At 58.6% G+C, this 21,987-nt stretch carries 14 protein-coding genes; 8 read left to right on the forward strand and 6 right to left on the reverse strand.

Annotation, left to right across the window (positions count from 1 at the left end; translation table 11 throughout):
- Window positions 1-3 precede the first annotated feature (3 nt).
- On the reverse strand, window positions 4-705 hold the full coding sequence (locus JFT81_RS02110; protein ID WP_187678934.1) for a response regulator transcription factor: 702 nt from the start codon (window positions 703-705) through the stop codon (window positions 4-6).
- A gap of 291 nt (window positions 706-996) precedes the next feature.
- Between JFT81_RS02110 and JFT81_RS02115 the strand changes: the two genes are divergently transcribed.
- The 3 genes from JFT81_RS02115 (at window position 997) to JFT81_RS02125 (ending at window position 6,091) form a co-directional block, all read left to right on the forward strand.
- Window positions 997-2,154 (forward strand): efflux RND transporter periplasmic adaptor subunit, encoded by a 1,158-nt coding sequence (locus JFT81_RS02115; protein WP_201225919.1) that lies wholly within the window; start codon window positions 997-999, stop codon window positions 2,152-2,154.
- 15 nt (window positions 2,155-2,169) lie between these two features.
- The gene (locus JFT81_RS02120; protein WP_201225920.1) at window positions 2,170-5,268 is read left to right on the forward strand and encodes an efflux RND transporter permease subunit; all 3,099 of its coding nucleotides are present in this window, start codon (window positions 2,170-2,172) and stop codon (window positions 5,266-5,268) included.
- 181 nt (window positions 5,269-5,449) lie between these two features.
- Window positions 5,450-6,091, forward strand: a complete 642-nt coding sequence (locus JFT81_RS02125; RefSeq protein WP_201225921.1) for a DUF1345 domain-containing protein — start codon at window positions 5,450-5,452, stop codon at window positions 6,089-6,091.
- Between the two features lie 55 nt (window positions 6,092-6,146).
- Here JFT81_RS02125 and JFT81_RS02130 read toward each other — a convergent pair whose 3' ends face one another.
- Both JFT81_RS02130 and JFT81_RS02135 read right to left on the reverse strand, forming a co-directional pair.
- Complete coding sequence (locus JFT81_RS02130; RefSeq protein WP_347340473.1) at window positions 6,147-8,729, reverse strand: autotransporter outer membrane beta-barrel domain-containing protein; 2,583 nt, start codon at window positions 8,727-8,729, stop codon at window positions 6,147-6,149.
- 320 nt (window positions 8,730-9,049) lie between these two features.
- Entirely contained in the window at window positions 9,050-11,899 is a 2,850-nt protein-coding gene (locus tag JFT81_RS02135; RefSeq protein ID WP_201225923.1) for a hypothetical protein, read from the reverse strand.
- Between the two features lie 246 nt (window positions 11,900-12,145).
- On the opposite strand from JFT81_RS02135, the gene JFT81_RS02140 reads away from it, so the two are divergent.
- The 5 genes from JFT81_RS02140 (at window position 12,146) to JFT81_RS02160 (ending at window position 17,504) form a co-directional block, all read left to right on the forward strand.
- The gene (locus tag JFT81_RS02140) at window positions 12,146-13,174 is read left to right on the forward strand and encodes a LacI family DNA-binding transcriptional regulator (protein WP_201225924.1); all 1,029 of its coding nucleotides are present in this window, start codon (window positions 12,146-12,148) and stop codon (window positions 13,172-13,174) included.
- Between the two features lie 175 nt (window positions 13,175-13,349).
- A complete protein-coding gene (locus tag JFT81_RS02145) occupies window positions 13,350-14,132 on the forward strand; it encodes a TIM barrel protein (protein ID WP_201225925.1) in 783 nt (260 codons plus the stop codon).
- Entirely contained in the window at window positions 14,125-15,099 is a 975-nt protein-coding gene (locus JFT81_RS02150) for a sugar kinase (RefSeq protein WP_201225926.1), read from the forward strand. Before JFT81_RS02145 ends, JFT81_RS02150 begins: the two co-directional genes overlap by 8 nt.
- A 115-nt stretch (window positions 15,100-15,214) precedes the next feature.
- Window positions 15,215-16,513 (forward strand): MFS transporter, encoded by a 1,299-nt coding sequence (locus tag JFT81_RS02155; RefSeq protein WP_201225927.1) that lies wholly within the window; start codon window positions 15,215-15,217, stop codon window positions 16,511-16,513.
- 13 nt (window positions 16,514-16,526) lie between these two features.
- A complete protein-coding gene (locus tag JFT81_RS02160; protein ID WP_201225928.1) occupies window positions 16,527-17,504 on the forward strand; it encodes a D-glycerate dehydrogenase in 978 nt (325 codons plus the stop codon).
- Window positions 17,505-17,626: 122 nt separating this feature from the next.
- On the opposite strand, the gene JFT81_RS02165 is transcribed toward JFT81_RS02160, so the two are convergent.
- From JFT81_RS02165 to JFT81_RS02175, 3 genes are all read right to left on the reverse strand, one after another.
- Window positions 17,627-18,814: an aminotransferase class I/II-fold pyridoxal phosphate-dependent enzyme gene (locus JFT81_RS02165; RefSeq protein ID WP_201225929.1), complete on the reverse strand. Its 1,188-nt coding sequence runs from the start codon at window positions 18,812-18,814 to the stop codon at window positions 17,627-17,629.
- A 41-nt stretch (window positions 18,815-18,855) separates the two neighbouring features.
- The gene (locus JFT81_RS02170) at window positions 18,856-20,481 is read right to left on the reverse strand and encodes a methyl-accepting chemotaxis protein (RefSeq protein WP_201225930.1); all 1,626 of its coding nucleotides are present in this window, start codon (window positions 20,479-20,481) and stop codon (window positions 18,856-18,858) included.
- A gap of 302 nt (window positions 20,482-20,783) precedes the next feature.
- Complete coding sequence (locus JFT81_RS02175; protein ID WP_201225931.1) at window positions 20,784-21,923, reverse strand: glycerate kinase; 1,140 nt, start codon at window positions 21,921-21,923, stop codon at window positions 20,784-20,786.
- Window positions 21,924-21,987: the final 64 nt, after the last annotated feature.

Here is a 21,987-nt window from a genome sequence, read left to right on the forward strand (position 1 = left end):
AGCTCAGCATTCCCACTCGGAACGGCTGAACAGATAACCCTTGCCCCACACGGTCTTGATCTTGCGTGCTTCGCCGGCGTGGTCGTCGAACTTGCGCCGCAGCTTGGAGATCGCGACGTCCACCGAGCGGTCGGTGCCGTTGAACTCGATGCCGCGCAAACGTTGCAGAATCTGGTCTCGGCTCAGCACTTCGCCGGCATGCCGGGCCAGCACCACCAGCAAGTTGTACTCACCGCTGGACAGTTCCACCGGTTGATCGCGCCAGCTCACGGTACGCTCGGACAGATCAATGCACAGATTGCCCATGACGATGCGATCGTTGACCGTCAACGGCTCGCCGAGGCTGCTGCGGCGCAGCAAGGTACGCACCCGCGCCAGCAAGACGCGCGGCTCGCACGGCTTGGTCACGTAATCGTCGGCGCCCATTTCCAGGCCCAGCACCTGGTCGTGGCTGTCATCGCGGGCGGTGAGCATCAGGATCGGCAGCGTTGCCGAGTCGGCACGCAGCAAGCGGCACACCTGCAGACCATCGAGGCCCGGCAGCATCAGGTCGAGAATCACCAGATCCGGCGGATTGACCCGCGCCCGCTCACGTACGTGATCGCCACGGCCAATGACGCTGACGGAATAGCCGTTGCGCTCCAGGTAGCTGGAAATCAGTTCGGCGAGGGCGGTGTCGTCTTCGACCAGGAGGATGTTGGGCATGGGTGATCCAGAAAGTGCAGTGGCAACATTGAAGGCCTCATCGCGGGCAAGCCCGCTCCCACAGTGTTCTCGGGTGTTCACATGATTCGTGTCCACAACCGATCCCCGTGGGAGCGGGCTTGCCCGCGATGGCGATGCAACTGTCGCAATAAATTTCAAGGCGTAAAGGATATACGCCCTCACCCGTCCCTGAGTAAAACCCTTACACAATTTCACACAGCGCCTACAAAGCTTCACCGCTACTCTGCGCGACTGGCCGTAGGATGCGCGCATCAATATTGGGGGTGGTAAATGTCGAACAAACTGTTGGCCGGGCTCGGCCTGATCGCAATGGCGCTGACGCTGAGTGCCTGTGACTCGTCCTCGAAAGCCGAGGAACAGGCGCCGCCAGCCACTGTGCGCATCGAAACCATCGAGGCCCATCCCCTGTCGATCAGCAGCGAACTGAGCGGGCGCATCGCCGCCCCGCGGATCGCCGAAGTACGCGCCCGGGTGGCAGGCGTGGTTCTGCAACGCACCTTTCGCGAAGGCAGTGACGTGAAAAAGGGCGATGTGCTGTTCCGCATCGACCCGGCACCGTTCAAGGCCGATCTCGACAGCGCCGACGCCGCTTTACGCAAGGCTGAAGCCAATGCGTTTCAGGCAAAACTGCAAGAGCAGCGTTATGCGCAATTGATCGACGACAAAGCCATCAGCGCGCAGGACTACGACAATGCCCGCGCCAACGCCCGACAGACCGCCGCCGACGTCGCAGCCAACAAAGCCGCCGTCGAGCGGGCCCGACTCAATCTGGGTTACGCCACCGTCACCGCGCCAATCTCCGGGCGTGTCGGGCGTGCGCTGGTCACCGAAGGCGCGCTGGTCGGGCAAAACGAAACCACACCATTGGCGCTGATTCAGCAGCTCAATCCGATCCACGCCGACGTCACCCAGTCGACCCGTGAGCTGAACGAACTGCGCCGCGCGTTCCGCTCCGGTCAGTTGCAGCAGGTTGGCCAGGATCAAGTCAAAGCCACACTGATTCAGGACGACGGCAGTCTTTACCCGCTGCCGGGCAAGTTGCTCTTCGCGGATATCACGGTTGATCCGGGCACCGGGCAGATCATTCTGCGCAGCGAGTTCCCCAACCCGGACCTCGATCTGCTTCCGGGCAGTTTCGTGCGCGTGCGACTTGAGCAGGCAACCATCAAAGATGGCATTACCGTGCCGCAACGCGCGGTACAGCGTGACAGCGCCGGTATTGCGCAGGTGCTGACGGTCGATGAGCAAATGCGCATTGCCCAGCAACCGGTGCAACTGGGCGCGGTGCAAAACGATCGCTGGATCGTCACTGGCGGCCTCAAGCCCGGCGACCGCATTGTCATCGAAGGCCTGCAACACGCCCGTCCCGGCGAGAAAGTGCAGATCGACGACACCCCTCTTCCACTTGCCCAGACTTCTGGTCAGTAAGCAGGACGCTTTTCTATGCCGCAGTTCTTTATCGACCGCCCGGTATTTGCCTGGGTCGTTGCGTTGTTCATCCTGTTGGCCGGTGCGCTCGCCATCCCGCAATTGCCGGTGGCGCAATACCCCGATGTCGCGCCGCCGCAGATCGAAATCTATGCCGTGTACCCTGGCGCGTCGGCGCAAACCGTCGATGAAAGCGTGGTCAGCCTGATCGAAGAAGAGCTCAACGGTGCCGATCACCTGCTGTACTTCGAATCGCAGAGCAGCCTTGGCAGCGCCACGATCAAAGCGACCTTCCAGCCCGGCACCAATCCGGAACTGGCGCAGGTCGACGTGCAAAACCGTCTGAAAGTGGTCGAGTCACGCCTGCCGCAAGCGGTCAATCAGCAAGGCTTGCAGGTGGAGAAAGTCTCTTCCGGTTTCCTTTTGTTGATCACCCTGACGTCCAGTGACGGCAAGCTTGATGATGTGGCGCTCAGCGATTATCTGGCGCGCAACGTGATGAACGAGATCAAGCGCCTCGACGGCGTCGGCAAGGCGCAGTTGTATGGCGCCGAACGGGCCATGCGCGTGTGGATCGATCCGCAGAAACTCATCGGCTTCAACCTGACGCCGGCTGACGTCAACGCCGCCATCGTCGCGCAGAACGCCCAGGTTTCCGCCGGCAGCATTGGCGATTTGCCCAACCCGTCCAGCCAGGAAATCACCGCGACGATTCTGGTCAAGGGCCAGTTGTCGACGCCGGAGGAATTTGCCGACATCGTGCTCAAGGCCAATCCGGACGGTTCGACCGTGCGCATCGGTGACGTCGCACGGGTCGAGGTTGGCAGTCAGGAATATCAGTTCGGTACACGTCTCAACGGCAAACCGTCGACCGCCGTCGGCGTGCAGCTGTCGCCAGGCGCCAACGCGCTGAACACCGCAACACTGGTGCGGACGAAAATGGACGAATTGTCGCGCTACTTCCCGGCTGGCGTGGAATACAAGATCCCGTACGACACCTCGCCCTTCGTCAAAGTCTCGATCACCAAAGTGGTTTACACCCTCGGCGAGGCAATGTTGCTGGTGTTTGCGGTGATGTTCCTGTTCCTGCAGAACGTGCGCTACACGCTCATTCCTACGCTGGTGGTGCCAGTGGCGCTGATGGGCACTTTCGCGACCATGCTGGCGCTGGGCTTTTCGATCAACGTGCTGACCATGTTCGGCATGGTTCTGGCCATTGGCATTCTGGTGGACGACGCGATTGTCGTGGTCGAGAACGTCGAGCGGATCATGGCCACCGAGGGTTTGTCGCCCAAGGAAGCCACACGCAAGGCGATGACGCAGATCACTGGCGCCATCATCGGCATCACCCTGGTGCTGGTGGCAGTGTTCATTCCGATGGCGTTCATGCAAGGCTCGGTCGGGGTAATCTACCAGCAGTTCTCGCTGTCGATGGCCACCTCGATTCTGTTCTCGGCGTTTCTCGCCCTGACCTTGACCCCGGCGTTGTGCGCAACGCTGCTCAAACCGATCGCCAAAGGCGAACACCACGAAAAACGCGGTTTTTTCGGTTGGTTCAACCGCCGCTTCGAACAGTTGACCGAGCGCTATCAGGGCTGGGTCGGTTATGCGCTGAAACGCACCGGTCGCTATCTGCTGATCTACGGGGTGTTGCTGGTCGGCCTGGGCCTGCTTTTTGCGCGCCTGCCCTCCTCGTTCCTGCCGGTCGAAGACCAGGGTTACACCATCACCGATATTCAACTGCCACCCGGCGCGACCAAGAACCGTACGGTGCAGGTGGCCGAACAGTTCGAGGCGCATAACGCTGGCGAACCGGGGATCAGCGACAGCGTGGTGATTCTCGGCTTCAGCTTCTCCGGCAGTGGGCAGAACGCCGCGTTAGCGTTCAGCACACTGAAAGACTGGTCGCAACGCGGCAGCGACGACTCGGCAAGCTCGATTGCCGACCGCGCCAATATCGCCCTCAGCCAGATCAAGGACGCCATGGCCTTCGCCGTGCTGCCACCGCCGGTTGACGGCTTGGGCACATCGAGTGGTTTCGAGTTCCGCTTGCAGGATCGCGGCGGCCTCGGCCACGCAACATTGATGCAGGCGCGCTCGGAACTGCTAGCCGCCGCCGAGAAAAGCCCGGTGCTGATGAACGTGCGTGAAAGCGCACTGGCCGAAGCACCGCAAGTGCAACTCGAAGTGGATCGTAAGCAGGCCAATGCGTTAGGCGTGTCGTTTGCCGATATCGGTAGCGTCCTGTCCACCGCTGTGGGCTCGAGCTACATCAATGACTTCCCCAATCAGGGAAGGATGCAGCGCGTGGTCGTACAGGCCGAAGGTAATCAGCGCAGCCAGGTCGACGACCTGCTGAAGATGCACGTACGCAATAACAACGGAAAAATGGTGCCGCTGTCGGCATTTGTGCAGGCCAAATGGATTCAGGGCCCGGCACAGTTAACCCGTTACAACGGTTATCCGGCGATTGCCATTTCCGGCGAGCCGGCTCCGGGCCACAGCACTGGCGAGGCCATGGCGGAGATTGAACGTCTGGTTGCGCAAGGCCCGAAAGGCTTGGGCCAGGAATGGACCGGGCTGTCATTGCAGGAACGTCTGTCCGGCAGTCAGGCACCGATTCTGCTCGGGTTGTCGTTGCTGATCGTATTCCTGTGCCTGGCAGCGCTGTATGAGAGTTGGTCGATTCCAACTTCAGTGTTGCTGGTGGTGCCATTGGGCGTGTTGGGCGCGGTACTCGCGGTGACACTGCGCGGGATGCCCAACGATGTGTTCTTCAAGGTCGGCCTGATCACCATTATTGGCCTGTCGGCGAAGAACGCGATCCTGATCATCGAGTTCGCCAAGAGCTTGTATGAAGAAGGGCATGACCTGATCGATGCGACGTTGCAGGCAGCGCGTCTTCGCCTGCGACCGATCGTGATGACGTCGCTGGCGTTCATTCTCGGTGTAGTGCCGCTGGCCATCGCTACTGGCGCCAGTTCGGCGAGCCAACAAGCCATCGGCACCGGCGTGATCGGCGGAATGATCACCGCGACGCTGGCGGTGATCTTCGTGCCGGTCTTCTTCGTCGTCGTCATGAAGCTCGTACAACGATTGACTAAACGCCACTAGCCCCAATGCGGGAGCGAGCCTGCTCGCGAGGACGTCTTCAGATTCGACATCAATGTTGGCTGATCCGACGCATTCGCGAGCAGGCTCGCTCCCACAGGTTTATTGCAATCACCCAGCGTTGTGGTCATATCCGCCATCGCTAAGCTAAGGTGTCTGAACCACCTTCGCCCATCGAGTCCCCATGCGCTTTCTCGCCCGTACCCACCCTCGCCTGTCCGCCGCCGCGCTGTTCGGACTCGCCACCGGCCTGCTTGTCCCGGCTGACTCGATCATCAGCAAAATCCTCATCGGCTGGAACGCCGGCGTCTGGACTTACTTGATCCTGATGTTCTGGTTGACCGTGCGCGCCAGGGCGCCGGACGTTAAACGCATTGCCGTCATCGAAGACGAGAATGCCGGGCTGGTGCTGTTCGTCGTGTGCATCGCGGCATTGGCGAGTCTCGCCACCATCACCCTGGAACTGGCCGGCAGCAAAGATCTGGAAACCAGCCGCAAACTCATGCACTACGGCTTCACCGCCCTGACAGTCATCGGTTCGTGGCTGTTGATCGGGGTGATCTTCTGCGTGCACTACGCCCGCCTGTTTTACACCTGGGATGGCAAGGAACCGGCGCTGCGTTTCGCCGAAGGGCTGACCACGCCCAACTATTGGGACTTTCTGTATTTCTCGTTCACCATCGGCGTGGCGGTGCAGACGGCAGATGTTGGCGTGGCAACGCGCGATATTCGCAAAATCGTATTGGCGCAATCGTTGATCGGGTTTGTGTTCAACACGGCGATCCTCGGATTTTCGATCAACATCGCAGCCGGGCTCTTCGGGTGAGTGCACAAAAAAACGCCCCGGCAGCTTTGCACGGGGCGTTTGTTGTTTCAGCGCATCAGAAGAAGTAACTGACTCTCAAGCTGCCGCTCCAGTCCTGGCTGACGGTGTTGCCCTTGCTGCCGCCAACCTGACCGGAAACCTGCCAGTTGCGTTGCGTCGGCATCCACTTCAGACCAGCGCCATACTCCAGGGAGCTGCTCGCACGGTCATCATCGAAGCTGTTGTCGTTGATTTTGACTTCGTTGGTCTTGACGAATTCATGATTGAAAGCCGTCGACACACTGGGCTCAAGCAGGCTGCCGTTATCAAGCGTGATCACCCGGCCACCACGAACCCCCACTTTGCCCTGGAACGAGCGCAGGGTATCGGCTTTGACCTGCAAGCCATTATCAAGACGGTACTCATCGCTTTGGACAACGCCGGTTGATAGCTGAACCTGCGGCTCGACGAAATAGGCATTGCCAAGCTCAATATGCTTGCCGACCGCCATCGAACCGCTTGCGCCCAGCGCCTTGTAATCGCCCTTGGCGCGAGAGCCATCGCTCATGGTCACCTTGGCTTTGTTATCGAACTGGTTGACCTTGGCCATGACATTGACGAATACACCGCTGGCAACATCAAAAGTGCTGCCGTAGACACCTGCATTCAGACTATCGACAGTGGCCTCGGAACCATACTTCAGATCAATGTTGGTACGACTCATCCCGAGGAACCCACCCACGACCCAAGGTCGCCCGCCAAGCTCGACGAGTGTGTCGGCCCCGCCTGTGATGCCCGTCTGGTTCTGTGTGTAACCATCGCCAAAAGCATTGGCGACGTTGTACTGGTTACCATAACTGCGCACCCAGACGCTGTGACTCAACTTGACCGAACTGTCATCCATCGCCCGCAGCGAAGCTTCAGGGCGAACGCTCATACTGCGATCGCCGATCTGGTCAGTGAGCATCGCAGCCTCGGCGTTGAGTACGCTGCGGGCGCTGCCGGCCAACGCCAGTGCGGTATTGCTGGAAGTACTGACGGTTTCCTTGTCCGGGTTCAGATACAAACCCTGACCTTCCCTGGTCAATCGATAGACGAACGCGCCGGCATCCACGGTTTCACGTCCTCCCAGCGAAAAACTCGCATCGCCAGCTGCGATATTGCCGACCTTCACGGCTTCGGCGGTGACGGGCGTCGTGCCGGTCGCGGCGATTTGCAGTTGATGTTGCCCGCTCGCGTTGCCGGTGACATTGAGGAAATCGGTATTTCCATCGCCCAAATCCGTGCCCATCAAAAACGTACCTCGACCGGAGAGGTCGCCCATATTCAGTTGCTGGAACTGCTCGGCCGTGCCCATGCGAACAACGCCGCTATCGAGGGCAAGACGTTGCACAGTGTTGTCGCCGGTCATCACCCACTGCGCTGAATTGTTGATCGTCAGGCTGGCCGAATTGTTGATCTGCCCGGTCAGCACAGAGGCATTATCAAGCAGCACACTGCCGCTGGCAGCCGTGATGATATCGCCCGTAAGACTGCTGCCGTTGTTCAATGCAAGGCTCGAGACGTTTTCGACATTGCCATTGATTGCCGAACGGTTGTCCAGCGCTACACCGCCATGGGTGTCCGTCAGCACATTGCCGGTCATCTGACTGCCATTGCTCAGCGACAGATTGGCTACGTTTGCAACGTTACCATTGAGAACGGCGCTGTTGTTCAGGTTGACCGTGGCCGCCGTGCCTGCAACTGAACGGACATTGCCATTCAGGGTGCTGCGCGAGTCCAGATCAACCTGTGTCACGTTTTGCAAATCACCTGCCAGCGCGGCGCCATTCTGCATCCGTAGCGAGATTGAGCTGCCGGTATCCGCAACGACATTGCCGCTCAACTGGCTTGCATCAACAGTGAGATTGGCAGTGGAACGGTTGGTGGCTTGCAGAAGATTGCCGTTGCCACCGATCAATCGGGAGTTGCCCAGAACATTGATGGTTGCAACCGTACCGGCAGTGCCAGAAGAGCCCAGCAAAATCGCCGCCCCTGTACCACCGGTCACTCGCGAATCGCTGAGCGTTACAGTGCTGGCGTTGATACCTGTGGTGTCGGTTACCACTTGCAGGCCATCCTTTACCCCGGAAAGGGTGCTGCCCTTAGCCGACAGCGTTGCACCACCGAGCTGCACACCGTAGCTGGTTGCACCGGTGCCTTGGATGGTCGAATTTTCGATGTTCAATACCGCAAAACCTACTGTGTTCGCGCCTCCCGCAGCGCCAGAAATCACACTGCCACCTTTCACTGTCGCAGTCGATGACGCCGGCGTGTTGATATTGCGCCCCAGTAGAAGGCCGAAACTGTTGGTGCTGGTGATGGTGGAGCGGTCAATGGTGGCTGAGCTATCGATCAACTGGATGGCCCCTCTACCGGTCACGCTATTGACGTCAGCTCCAGACATGGTCAGCACCGAAGTGTCCGCGCTGATACGTTGGCTCTGGCCACCGTTGAAGACGACATTGGCAGTCTGAGAATTGATGGTCAGCGCTATCGCGTTGTTGATCGTCAGCGTTCCACCTTGAGACACCACCCATGCCTCGGGTGCGGGAGGATTAGTGACTACTTCGCTTTCACCCGGCAGGAGTGTTCGGCTGTAGGCCTCTGGCACGGTCACAAGCGCGCTCGCAAGTGTGCTCGCGATCAGTGTTTTTTTTATAGCGTTCGGGTTTTTTAGACTCGAAAACAAACGCATGGGAAACTCCTCAGACCTACAAAATTACCGATACTGTTTTCTAGCCGAGTGAAGAACCCGACCCAGAAACGACCGGCAGACTAATCAGAAAAACAAAAATCTTATGTAGGAAAAGTCCTTTAAGCGTGGCGAATTATCTCCAACTTACGTAATCACCCTCATATAAAATCTTTTCTCATCGTTAACAAGATCGCGAAGGAGATCTTCAATCTCCCCCGCGATAGTCAGGCCAATCAGTTCAATCAAGGAGCCGTGACAGGCGCGACTGCCAGATCACAGTAATTGAAACTATTACTAATAGTATCCAACGGTTTAATGACAGGTGCGGAGGTCTGCTGACCATTAATATCGGTTGTATACCAGTACTTCCCAAAGGCAATTGCACCTCGTGCCGGTTGCGCCGTTTTGAAAACCGCTGGACTGCCAACTGGCGCAACATCTGGCAAGTCGGCTGTCTTGATAACGTAATCCTGCGAGCTCTCTGTACCAGTAATTAACTGAGTGCCCGCCAAGTCGCGGTAGGCAGCAAAATGCGCTGTGATGGTTTTACCCGGCGGCAGGAGCCGGTCTTTGGGAATTTGCAACCCCAGAATATAACCACTGGTGGGGCTGATCATCCCGAAGCACTCGATGAAATCACGGTTGGCAGGGTTACGGATTCTAATTGTCGGCAAAGGCAGGGGAATGGGAACGCCACCCACCAGGACGATTTGCGGCAGGGACGACATAACGTTTTTGTTCGAGCCAGACTTTTGAATCGTCCAATGCGCGTTAGTTTGCGGGGTAGGCAGGGCGGCACTCACACTTGCCGGAAAATTGACTGTAAACTTATTCTCATTTGTAAATGGAACATACTCGGCAATCAAAATGTTGTTTATGTAGCATTTTGCTGTCTGCTCCGGCGTAATTTCCGGATCCGTTAGCCCAAACACCACCTCGAAGGTACCAGGTTGATTGCGATCCCCGGGCAATAAACTGTTCGATGTTTTAGAAGCGCCAGTGACAACAGGGAGCTGCATTTCCCGGTTTACCAAATCCGGAAGATTTGGATTCGTTGGGCCGGCATAGTCCAGTGCCAATGTGAAAGTAGCGTCTGGTGATTGAACGTCGGGGGTCAATCCCGCTCGGGTAATTGTAGATCTGATCGTGACATTTTTTGGCTCGGTGGCATCAGCGAATACTTTCGCAAGATCTGCGTACAAAAGAGGAAACGTCAGATCCGCATTAGCCCAAGGCTGTGGAGGGAGATCGACAAAGTTGGTCACGTCCCCCGAATCCTCGATAGTCACGTGGATTTGGTCGCCCACCTCCGCGTGTTCGATAAACGCATTTTGAACAATCGCGGAAATGCCTGCGGCAAAATCGTCCAGAAAAATTGCGGTGCTGTAGTTGGGATCGGTTTTTGGCACAAGAGGCGCTTTGTTGAGCAGCGGTCTCTGTGCGAGTGCCAGGGTTAAAAATGCGGTGGGTACGGACATCAGGCTTTGATTACCTGGCAAGTCTCTCCAGTCAAATTCAACATTGACGCGCCCGTTCGGTAGTTGACTGAATACTGTATTGGCGAACGAAATTGCACCGGTGGCAGGGACGGGAGCGTCCCAGACCTGAATTCTTTGGGTGCCAGACACTAGCCAGACACGCAGATGATCATCCAGACGGCGCAGGGCATAACCAACGTTCATCGTGATATTCACATTTGCGTTAGCGGGCAGTGCTCTCCAGGCTTCGTTGACCGTCACTTGCGCGTCTGCTGGTCTATTGACAAAAACAGGCGCCGGATTCGGCCTTACATCCCGTCGAGGGTTTTTTAGATTGAATGGTGCAGTCTGGTCGATTACAAACTCTACGATATTCGAAGCCTCCTCGTTACCGCCACCGCCTTTATAAAGTTTGATCTGCGCCGTATAAATCGTCGGAGCCAAGGGGGTAGGTTGTTCTGGAAACAGACTTGAGGGTACAGTGAATGCAATACGGGTCGGTGGTCTACCAGCAATTGGACCCAAGGCAAACGTTCTCCCATAGTCGACTAAAGCTTCACCTTTTACACCGGACGAGAAATCAAAATCATCACCATCAAGCTCATCAGGCGTTCGCTCAAAGAAGAACGTCAGGAACCCGCTATCCCAAACACTTTTTGCGATGAAGCCTTCAGTCAGTGTATCTATGGTGATCGCCGAAAAAGGGCCAGCGTCACTAACGCCAATACCACTAACGCCAATGCCACTAACGCCAATAGATAGATCCCTTTGTTTCTTAGGTATCGTCTGCAGTGCCATTTTCATCTCTCCTTGTGTACTCAGGCCAAAAGGGCCGCTTTCGCCAGGTGTTACTCTGTCTACTTTCACCAAATTTTCTTTCGACTCGCCAAGTAATCTGGCGCCTCTAAACAACTGCCAACGGACGAGTGCCGAATCATTATCAACAAGCAACCTTACATATGGATCAAATGGAACAACCGCTCTATAGCCACGATCGACATCCTGCTGCTGCAATATTTTTTCCGACTCAAAATATGTACCAGCAACCGGAGGACCGCTTCCGTTGAAACTGGCATAGCCTTGCCAATAAACTTTGGCAACATCGCCGGCTTTTGCCATCTCTTTTGAAGCAGGAATTGCAACGGTCGCTCCGGATGTCAGCGGGGGAATTGTTTTGTTGTTTAAATATCCCCATAACGTGGCATGCGGAAATGTTGCATCCGTCAGGACTACAGGTCGCGTGTGATCGATTGTCAGTGTTTTTTGCGGTGAGGAATCATCGTTCCCTCCCGCCGCCTTCCAGATCTGGTAGTACAGAAAGGCAATGCCATCAGTTGCCAAGTGCTCAGGTGTCAAATTGAAATACAGCACAGGACGTTGTGGCGGACTAATAAACGCCTCGTATAGACGTGTTTCTTTGCCGTTTTGAAGAAGCGATATCCAAAGTTCATCATTCATGAACGGGCTTGGCCAGTACGGAATAGCAATGCGAGTGCCATCACGCAGAATATTCAGCGGTACGCGTCCCTCAATATCAGCGTCATCAATACCTTCAACTGTTAGCGGTAACGCATATACGCCTATGCCTGAATTCGCCAACTTTTTTTCGGCCATTGGATTTACGCTCGTGATTCAGAAACCGGGGCTAGGTTTCTCGCTGTTCCTAGACGGATTAGGCGCTTAGCCACTGCTCATGCCTACTGTCAGATCTGACAGGTACGACTACCGCTCGTCGGGATACAAAAAATTCTCCTGCTCGCGCGGACAAACGCGCCTTGACGAAAGTGAGGCGTTTGGTGTCTCCTGAAACCGGTTTCAGCGAAACCCGATGCGAATTCCAACAACAAGAAAACCAATGCCATGAACGACTTCTCCGCCGCCCAACGCAGCCGCGTGACCATGCTTGACGTCGCCGAACGCGCCGGCGTGTCCAAGGCCAGCGTGTCGCGCTTTATCGGCGACGACCGTGCCCTGCTCTCCGATGCCATCGCCCTGCGCATCGAGCAGGCAATTGCCGAACTCGGCTATCGCCCCAACCAGATGGCGCGCGGCTTGAAACGCGGGCGTACGCGCCTGATCGGCATGCTGGTGGCCGATATCCGTAATCCTTATTCAATTGCCGTGATGCACGGGGTGGAAACCGCTTGCCGTGCGCACGGCTATAGCCTGGTGGTGTGCAACACCGACCGCGATGACGAGCAGGAACGTCAGCATCTGGCGCTGCTGCGCTCGTACAACATCGAAGGGCTGATCGTGAACACGCTCGGCCATCACCGTGACGAACTGCATGAGTTGCACCGCGAAATGCCGCTGGTGCTGGTCGATCGCAAGGTCGATGGCCTCGACAGCGACATGGTCGGACTGAACAACCCACAAGCCGTTGAGATGGCGTTGACGCACCTTGAACAACGCGGCTATCGCCACGTGTTGTTGGTGACTGAGCCGTATGACGGCACCAGTTCGCGGATCGAGCGGGTCAGCAGTTTTCAGGCGCAGACAGCCCAACGTTCACGATTGACCGGGACCGTGCTGGAAACCAGTGATGATCTGGGCGCGCATCTGCAAAACTTCCTCAACGCGCCGGCAGCCGGACCAAAAGCGTTGTTCTGCACCAACGGCGTGGCGGCGTTGGCCGCGACACAGGCGTTGCGCGAGATTGGTTGCCGGTTGTTCGAGGATGTCGGGCTGATTGCCCTGGATGATCTCGATTGGTATCCATTGGTGGGCAGCGGGATTACCGCGCTGGCGCAGCCGACGCAAGAGATTGGTGCACGCGCGTTTGACTGTTTGCTCAGGCGTTTGCGTGGGGATGTCGACGCGACGCGGGTGCTGGATTTTGCGCCGCTGTTGATTGAGCGTGGGTCGACCCTTGGAGGCGGTGGTGGTTGAACTGACGCTATCGCTGGCAAGCCAGCTCCCACCGTTTGCGGGTCATACACAAAAGTGTTGTACACCCCTCAACCGGTGAGAGCTGGCAAGCCAGCGATGAGGCACGAAAAAACACCGCGGAAACATCCCATATTTTTTTGAACAAAAATGAAACCGGTTTCAGAGGTCAATAACAATGAATAAACCCGACGTTTCCATCAGCCTGTCCAGCTACGGCGCCGACCTGGTTCGCCAGCGCGGTCAAGGCTCTTTCATCGAAGTGCTGGCGAGCGCCGGGGCGAATCGCATCGAATGGCGCGAGGAACTGCTGACGCGCGAAGAGCCTGCGCAACTGGCTGAGGCCAGCCAATTCCATGGCCTGCAAAGCATCTATTCGTCACCGACCGAACTGTGGCTCGCAGGTCAGGCGCGACCCAATCCCGAGTTGATCACTGCCCTGCAACAAGCCGAAGCATTCGGCTCGAAATGGCTGAAGGTGTCGCTCGGTTATTTCACCGACAACAATGATCTGCAGGCCTTGGCTGAGCGCCTGCAACACAGCCCAGTGCAATTGCTGGTGGAAAACGATCAGACCTTGCACGGCGGACGCATCGAACCGTTCCAGCGTTTTTTTGCCGCCGTCGAGCAACACAACCTGCCGATCAAAATGACCTTCGACATCGGCAACTGGCAGTGGCAGGACCAGTCCGCCGCCAGCGCCGCACGCCTGCTCGGCCGATATGTCGGCTACGTGCATTGCAAAGCCGTGGCGCGGCGCGCTGACGGCAAGCTGGTCGCCGTGCCGCCCGCCGTCAGCGATCTGCATTTGTGGGAACAACTGCTGCGGCACATGGCCCAAGGCGTTATGCGCGCGGCGGAATATCCGTTGCAGGGCGATGATCTGGTCGAGTTGACCCGCGAACACGTCGCCGCCCTCGCCCACCTCGGCCAATCGCGTCTGGAGCCTGCTCATGTCTGAGATCGATATTCTCTCGTTCGGCGAAACCATGGCGATGTTCGTCGCCGAGCAAACGGGTGACCTGGCGGCAGTCGAGCAATTTCACAAGCGCATCGCCGGCGCCGACAGCAACGTTGCCATTGGCCTGTCACGCCTGGGCTTCAACGTCACCTGGCTGAGCCGGGTCGGTCAAGACACGCTCGGGCGTTTCGTTGTCGAAACGCTGACAAAAGAAGGTCTGGATTGCGCTCATGTCGAGGTCGACAGCGCCCACCCGACCGGTTTCCAGTTCAAGTCTCGCAGTGACGATGGCAGCGACCCGCAGGTCGAGTATTTCCGTCGCGGCTCGGCGGCCAGCCATCTTTCGCCGCAGTCGATCACCGCACAATTACTCAGCGCCCGGCACCTGCACGCCACCGGTATTCCTCCGGCACTGTCAGCCTCGGCGCGGGAGATGTCCTTTGAATTGATGAGCCGCATGCGCAACGCCGGACGCAGCGTCTCGTTCGACCCCAATCTGCGCCCGAGCCTGTGGGCCAGCGAGCGCGAGATGATCACCGAGATCAACCGGCTCGCCGCCCTCGCCCACTGGGTGCTGCCGGGGCTGAGCGAAGGTCGCTTGCTCACCGGCTTCGACGACCCGGCCGACATTGCGGCGTTTTATCTCGATCAAGGCGCGGAAGCCGTGGCGATCAAGCTAGGCCCGCAAGGCGCCTATTACCGCACGCAGCTGGCGCAGGGTTTTGTTGCCGGCGTGCCGGTGGCCCACGTCGTCGATACGGTCGGTGCCGGTGATGGCTTTGCCGTTGGGATGATCAGTGCCCTGCTGGAACGACAGAGTTTTGCCGAGGCGGTGCAGCGAGCGAACTGGATTGGCAGTCGCGCGGTGCAGAGTCGCGGGGATATGGAAGGCCTGCCGACGCGCCTTGAATTATCCGTTGAATTCGAAACTGCTAATCGCGAGCAAGCTTTGCTCCTGCAAGGGTAAGCCGTGCGCTCGCCTTTGTAGGAGCAGAGCTTGCTCGCGAAGGCGTCCTTTGACTCGCAACACAGTTTGAACCGTTACCTGCTGCGACAAAAACAACAAGCTCAGGAGCAAGACCATGACAACCGCAAACCTGGCCAGCCGTCGCTGGTGGTACATCATGCCGATCGTGTTCATCACTTACAGCCTGGCGTATCTCGATCGCGCCAACTACGGCTTCGCCGCTGCATCGGGCATGGCCGCCGACCTGATGATCACGCCGGGGCTGTCCTCATTACTCGGTGCGCTGTTCTTCCTCGGCTACTTCTTCTTTCAAGTGCCGGGCGCGATCTACGCGCAAAAACACAGCGTGAAAAAGCTGATTTTCGTCAGCCTGATCCTCTGGGGCGCGCTCGCCACGTTGACCGGTGTGGTTTCTAACGCCTACTGGCTGATCGTCATCCGATTCATGCTCGGCGTGGTCGAAGCGGCGGTGATGCCGGCGATGCTGGTGTACCTGTGCCACTGGTTCACCCGTGCCGAACGCTCACGCGCGAACACCTTTCTGATCCTCGGCAACCCGGTAACGATGCTGTGGATGTCGGTGGTCTCGGGTTATCTGGTACAGCATTTCAGCTGGCGCTGGATGTTCATCATCGAAGGCTTGCCGGCGGTGCTCTGGGCGTTTATCTGGTGGAAACTGGCCGATGATCGTCCGTCCGAGGCCAAGTGGCTCAGCCAACAGGAAAAGCACGATCTGGAAAGTGCCCTGACGGCCGAGCAGGTCGGTATCAAAGCCGTGAAAAACTACGCCGAAGCGTTCCGTTCGCCGAAGGTGATCATTCTGGCGTTGCAGTTTTTCTGCTGGAGCATTGGCGTCTATGGCTTTGTGTTGTGGCTGCCATCGATTCTCAAGGCCGGCGCACAAATGGACATGATCGAGGCCGGCTGGCTGTCGGCGCTGCCGTATCTGGCGGCGGTGATCGGCATGCTCGCCGTGTCGTGGGGCTCGGACAAACTGCAAAAACGCAAACGCTTCGTCTGGCCGCCGCTGTTGATCGCTTCGATCGCTTTCTACGGTTCGTACGCGCTGGGCGCTGAACATTTCTGGTGGTCATACACGCTGCTGGTGATTGCCGGCGCCTGCATGTACGCGCCGTACGGGCCGTTCTTTGCGATCGTTCCGGAGATTCTCCCGGCCAACGTCGCCGGCGGCGCGATGGCGCTGATCAACAGCATGGGCGCGCTCGGTTCGTTCGGCGGCTCGTATCTGGTCGGTTATCTGAACAGCTCCACCGGTTCGCCCGGCGCTTCGTATCTGCTGATGAGCGGCGCGTTGTTGCTGTCGGTGGTGCTGACGATTTTCCTCAAGCCCGGCGCGAGTGATCGCGTGGTGGCCAAAGCCGTGACTGCGCGCCGCGTACCGGCCCATTCCTGAAGAGACTTTTGCCATGAAAAAACACGTCGTATTGTACAAGAAACTCTCGCCAGCGCTGATGGCGCGCCTGCAAGAACAGTGCGAGGTAACACTGATCGAAAGCCTCGACGCCGACGGCCTGATGCAACTGCGCGACGCCCTGCCCCGCGCCCACGGTCTGCTCGGTGCCAGTTTGAAACTCGATGCGGCGTTGCTGGATCTCGCGCCGCAACTGCAGGCGATTGCCAGCGTTTCGGTGGGCGTCGACAACTACGACATCGACTACCTGACTCGACGCAAAGTCGTCCTGACCAATACCCCGGACGTGCTCACCGAAACCACCGCCGACACCGGTTTCGCCCTGATCCTCGCAGCCGCGCGGCGCGTGGTGGAACTGGCCAACATGGTGCGCAACGGTCAATGGAACCGCAACATCGGGCCTGCGCATTTCGGTACCGATGTACACGGCAAGACGCTGGGGATCATCGGCATGGGCCGCATTGGCGAAGCGTTGGCCCAGCGTGGTCATTTCGGCTTTGGCATGCCGGTGCTCTATCACAGCCAGTCGCGTAAACCGGCAGTCGAGGAGCGATTCGATGCGCAGTACCGCAGCCTCGAAGATTTGCTCAAACAGGCCGATTTCATTTGCCTGACCTTGCCGCTGACGGCGCAGACCGAAGGTTTGATCGGTGCCGAGCAGTTTGCATTGATGCGCCCGGAAACCATCTTCATCAATATCTCGCGGGGCAAGGTGATTGATGAGGCGGCGCTGATCGATGCCTTGCGCAATAAGCAAATTCGCGCGGCGGGGCTGGATGTGTTCGAACGTGAACCACTGGATCAGGCGTCGCCGTTGTTGCAGCTTGATAACGTTGTGGCGACGCCGCACATGGGCTCGGCGACGCATGAGACCCGTGAGGCGATGGCGCGCTGTGCAGTGGAGAATCTGATGGCCGCGCTGAAGGGAGAGAAGCCTGCGAATCTGGTGAATCCATCTGTCTGGCGGAGCTGAGATTTGTAGCGTTTTCGCCGCCGTCTTCGCGAGCAAGCTTTGCTCCTACAGGTGCGACGCATGCCTTTTGTGTAGGAGCAAAGCTTGCTCGCGATTGGGCCGGTACAGACAATGCAGATCCATCAGGCACTGCGCGCTTGTAAAAGCTGCGCCGCGCACAAGGCAATCCGCGCACAGGCATCGGCCAGTTTCACCCGGTCGACCACCAGCCCAAGACGAATATGCCCCGCCGCGCTCGGCCCGAACGCTTCACCGGCCAGCACCGACACGCCATAGCCCTCCAGCAACCGCTCAGCAAATGCTTGGGCGCCGAGCCCGGTCTGGCGCACATCGACCATGACAAACATGCCGCCATCGGGACGAATCGGATACAACCCCGGACAACCCTGCAAACGCTCGCACACCAGATCCCGACGCAAACGATACTCTTCGCGCATCTGCGTGACCTCCGGCAGGTCAGACTTCAGCGCAGTCTCCGCAGCTTTCTGGACAAAGTCCGGCAGGCCAAACAGCATGCTCAATGACAGATTCACCAAGTGTTCGGCCAACGGCTTCGGCCCAATCATCCAGCCGATACGCCAGCCGGTCATGGCGTGGGATTTCGACAGGCTGTTAATCGTCGCCGTACGCTCGGCCATGCCCGGCAAACTCGCCGGGCTGATATGTTCGCCTTCGTAGAGCAGGTCGCTGTAGACCTCATCGCTGATCAGCCACAGGTCATGCCGAATGCACAGCGCCGCCAGTTCCTGCCAGATCAGCAGTGACAGGCTCGCGCCGGAGGGATTGTTGGGGCTGTTGAGCAGCATGGCGCGGGTCTTCGGCGTGATGCGCGCGGCAACATCGGCAGGGTCGACCCGAAAGCCGTTTTCCGGTTTTACCGGCACCGGCACCACCGTGGCCCCGCAAGCGCCAAACACACCTTCATAGGTGACATACATCGGTTCGGCGACAATCACTTCATCGCCCGGATCCAGCAGGCATTGCGCCACCGAATACACCGCGCACTGCGCGCCGGGCATGACAATCACATGGTCGGCCTCGACCGCCTGACCACTGCGTCGCCGATGCCGTTCGGCAATCAACTTGCGCAGCGCCAGTCGGCCACGGACTTCGGAGTAATGGGTATCGCCCGCCAACAGGCTGTCGATGGCGCCATGAACGATCGGCAGTGGCGTATCAAAATCCGGGTCGCCCACGCTCAGCAGCAGGATATCGACACCCTCGGCGCGCAACTCCAGCGCTCGGTCGTGAATCTGCCAGGCCGCTGCTCCTTCCCCGGCGATTCGTTGGGTCAAGGCTGAATAGCGCATTTACGTCTCCTGATTGCGCGGTCTCCAGCCTTCACCCTATCTCAAATCACAAAACGCGCCACCATGGCGTTCAAATCCACCGCAAGGCGCGACAGTTCATGCGTCGCAGCGCTGGTCTGGTTGGCCCCGGCGGCCGATTGCGTGGCCAGATCGCGAATGTTGACCAGGTTGCGGTCGACCTCGCGCGAGACTTGCGCCTGCTCTTCCGAGGCGCTGGCGATGACCAGATTGCGCTCGTTGATCTGATGGATCGACTGGGTAATCTGCTCCAGCGCGACGCCGGCCGCGCGGGCCATTTCCAGGGTCGACTGAGTGCGCTGGTTGCTCTGTTGCATCGACGAAACCGCTTCGCCGGTGCCGTTCTGGATGCCGGCGACCATTTTTTCGATTTCCTGAGTCGACTGCGCGGTGCGATGGGCCAGTGCGCGCACTTCGTCCGCGACCACGGCAAAACCGCGTCCGGCCTCACCGGCACGAGCCGCTTCGATGGCCGCGTTGAGCGCCAGCAGGTTGGTCTGTTCGGCGATGGCACGGATCACGTCGAGCACTTTGCCGATGTCGCGACCTTGCGTGGCCAGGCCTTCGATCATCTGCGCGGTGTTCTGCACGTCGTGGGTCATGGTCTGGATCGCGTCGACGGTTTTCACCACTTGATCGCGACCTTCACGAGCGGCCTGGGTCGACTGGTTCGACGCTTCAGACGTCGACACCGCATTACGCGCGACTTCTTCCACTGCCGCGGTCATCTCATTGACGGCAGTGGCGGCTTGCTCGATTTCATTGTTTTGTTGTTGCAGGCCACGCGACGCTTCTTCGGTGACGGCGCTGAGTTCTTCGGCCGCGGCGCCCAGTTGCGTGGCGGAGCCGGCAATCTGTTCGATGGTCTTGCGCAGGTTTACTTGCATGCTCGCCAGGGCTTCGAGCAGGCGCGCCGGTTCATCCTTGCCGTCGACCTCGATGGTTTTGCTCAGGTTGCCGCCAGCAATGGTTTGCGCGGCGGCGACTGCGCGGTTCAGCGGGGTGACAATGCTGCGCGTCAGCAGCAGGGCCAGCAAAACCGTGGCCAGCGCAGCCACCACCGAGACGACGATGATCCCGGTGATGGCGCTGTCGTAATGTTCACCCGCTTCCTGGGAGGCGCTCTTCGCATCGGCAGCATTGATTGCGATCAGTTTGTTGAGCTGCTCGCCCATCTGGTCAGTGCCGTCCTTGATCCGCGTATTGATCAGCGTACGCATCTCATCGACCTTGTCCTGTCGCGACAACTCCATCATCTGGTTTTGCGCTTGCAGATAACTGTCGAGCGTCGCGGCAAACGCCCGGTATTGCGCAAGCTCTTCGCCGCCAGCAGGCAGTGCGGCGTAGCTGGCTTGCGCGCTGCGCACCTTGTCGACCAACACACCGATGCGGGTCTGCGCTTCCTGCAAACCCGCCGGATCGCGGTTGACCAGAATCCGGAACGAGAGGATGCGCAAGCGCAGGACGTTTTCCGTAACGACGCCCAGGTAACCGACGCTAGGCAGTTGGTTGGTCTGCATGTCGACAGACGCCTGGCGAATGGTCGTCATGCGGTTGGCGGCAAACACGCCGAGCAAAATCACCAACAAGGCGATAAAAGCAAAACTGAGAAAGGCACGCGGGGCGATATTCAGGTTACGCAAAGACATAGGAGGACTCTCGAATGAGGTAACTGCGAGCGTCCTTGCCGTAATCACTGGCCCGTAAACGGGTTCAGCCCGGCGTCACTGTTCGAAGGAGTCTTTGTGCGCCTGTTAGCTATATCGGCCAGGCTTTAGGAAGGTTTGGGGTCAAGCGAAAATATTTTTCAATGTGTTACAGCGATGAAACGCCCCCGCCTCTCAAGTTTTGCTTTTACCTGTAGGAGCTGACGCAGGCTGCGATCTTTTGATCTTGCTTTACAAAAGCACAGCCAAAAGATCGCAGCCTGCGGCAGCTCCTACAGGGGAGGTCAGGATTTGGCGGCGAGTTGCCAGACGCGGGCGATATCGGTGGCGCGTTCACGCAACAATCGCGGCGCCTCGCTACAGGCTTGCTCCAGCGTCATCGGCCCGCTGGTGACAGCGAACGCGGCGTCGATGCCGTGTTCGTAAAGTGCCTGATAACCCTCGCCCAACGTGCCGGCAATAACAATCACGGGCACGTTTTGTTGCTTGGCAATTCGCGCCACGCCGAATGGCGTCTTGCCGCGCAAGGTTTGTGCGTCGAAGCGACCTTCGCCGGTGATCACCAGATCGGCACCTTTTACGGCTTCAGCAAGACCGACCAGCTCGGCAACCACTTCAACCCCGGCCTGGAATTGCGCGCCCAGAAACGCTTTCGCCGCGAAACCCAGACCGCCCGCCGCCCCGCTACCCGGTTCATCACGAACGTCTTTGTCCAACGCCTGCGCGCATAGCTCGGCAAAATGCCCCAGCGCCTGATCCAACTGCTCGACCTGCGCTGGCGATGCGCCTTTCTGCGGGCCGAAAATCGCCGAAGCACCGTGCGGGCCACACAGCGGATTGTTGACGTCGGCGGCAATGTCGAAGCGCACTTGCGCCAGCCGCGGGTCGAGTTCGCTCAAGTCCAGTCGTGCCAATTGCGCCAGCGCCAAACCACCCGGCGCCAGCGACTGCCCTTGCGCATCGAGCAATTGAACGCCAAGCGCCTGCATCGCGCCGGCGCCACCGTCATTGGTCGCACTGCCACCAATCGCCAGAATCACCCGATGCGCGCCAGCATCCAACGCTGCACGAATCAGTTCGCCGGTGCCAAACGTGCTGCTGATGCAGGCGTCGCGCTGCCCCGGCGGTACCAGTTGCAAGCCACTGGCTTCGGCCATTTCGATGATTGCGGTGTGGTTGTGTGGCAACCAGCCCCACGCGGCCTCAACCGACGCGCCCAACGGGCCGCGCACGCGGGTACGGCGCAGTTCGCCTTCACAGGCAGCGAGAATCGACTCGACCGTGCCTTCGCCACCATCGGCCATCGGGCATTTGACCAGCGTTGCCTGCGGCCAGACCTGCGTCAGGCCTTGGGCAATAGCCTCTGCGACGCCTTGGGCACTCAGGCTGTCCTTGAACGAATCGGGGGCGATGACAATCTTCATGATGATTCTCCAGTTCCAATGCCCCTCATGCTGCCAGTCGGCATGCGCATTGACGCCTGTCCGC

Origin of the sequence: Pseudomonas sp. TH43, assembly GCF_016650635.1 — a bacterium.
GTDB lineage: Bacteria > Pseudomonadota > Gammaproteobacteria > Pseudomonadales > Pseudomonadaceae > Aquipseudomonas.

Excerpts from the sequence above, each read along its gene's own strand:
- JFT81_RS02110 (WP_187678934.1), bottom strand. The coding sequence starts at position 705 with ATGCCCAACATCCTCCTGGTCGAAGACGACACCGCCCTCGCCGAACTG.
- JFT81_RS02115 (WP_201225919.1), top strand. The coding sequence starts at position 997 with ATGTCGAACAAACTGTTGGCCGGGCTCGGCCTGATCGCAATGGCGCTG.
- JFT81_RS02120 (WP_201225920.1), top strand. The coding sequence starts at position 2,170 with ATGCCGCAGTTCTTTATCGACCGCCCGGTATTTGCCTGGGTCGTTGCG.
- JFT81_RS02125 (WP_201225921.1), top strand. The coding sequence starts at position 5,450 with ATGCGCTTTCTCGCCCGTACCCACCCTCGCCTGTCCGCCGCCGCGCTG.
- JFT81_RS02135 (WP_201225923.1), bottom strand. The coding sequence starts at position 11,899 with ATGGCCGAAAAAAAGTTGGCGAATTCAGGCATAGGCGTATATGCGTTA.
- JFT81_RS02140 (WP_201225924.1), top strand. The coding sequence starts at position 12,146 with ATGAACGACTTCTCCGCCGCCCAACGCAGCCGCGTGACCATGCTTGAC.
- JFT81_RS02145 (WP_201225925.1), top strand. The coding sequence starts at position 13,350 with ATGAATAAACCCGACGTTTCCATCAGCCTGTCCAGCTACGGCGCCGAC.
- JFT81_RS02150 (WP_201225926.1), top strand. The coding sequence starts at position 14,125 with ATGTCTGAGATCGATATTCTCTCGTTCGGCGAAACCATGGCGATGTTC.
- JFT81_RS02155 (WP_201225927.1), top strand. The coding sequence starts at position 15,215 with ATGACAACCGCAAACCTGGCCAGCCGTCGCTGGTGGTACATCATGCCG.
- JFT81_RS02160 (WP_201225928.1), top strand. The coding sequence starts at position 16,527 with ATGAAAAAACACGTCGTATTGTACAAGAAACTCTCGCCAGCGCTGATG.
- JFT81_RS02165 (WP_201225929.1), bottom strand. The coding sequence starts at position 18,814 with ATGCGCTATTCAGCCTTGACCCAACGAATCGCCGGGGAAGGAGCAGCG.
- JFT81_RS02170 (WP_201225930.1), bottom strand. The coding sequence starts at position 20,481 with ATGTCTTTGCGTAACCTGAATATCGCCCCGCGTGCCTTTCTCAGTTTT.
- JFT81_RS02175 (WP_201225931.1), bottom strand. The coding sequence starts at position 21,923 with ATGAAGATTGTCATCGCCCCCGATTCGTTCAAGGACAGCCTGAGTGCC.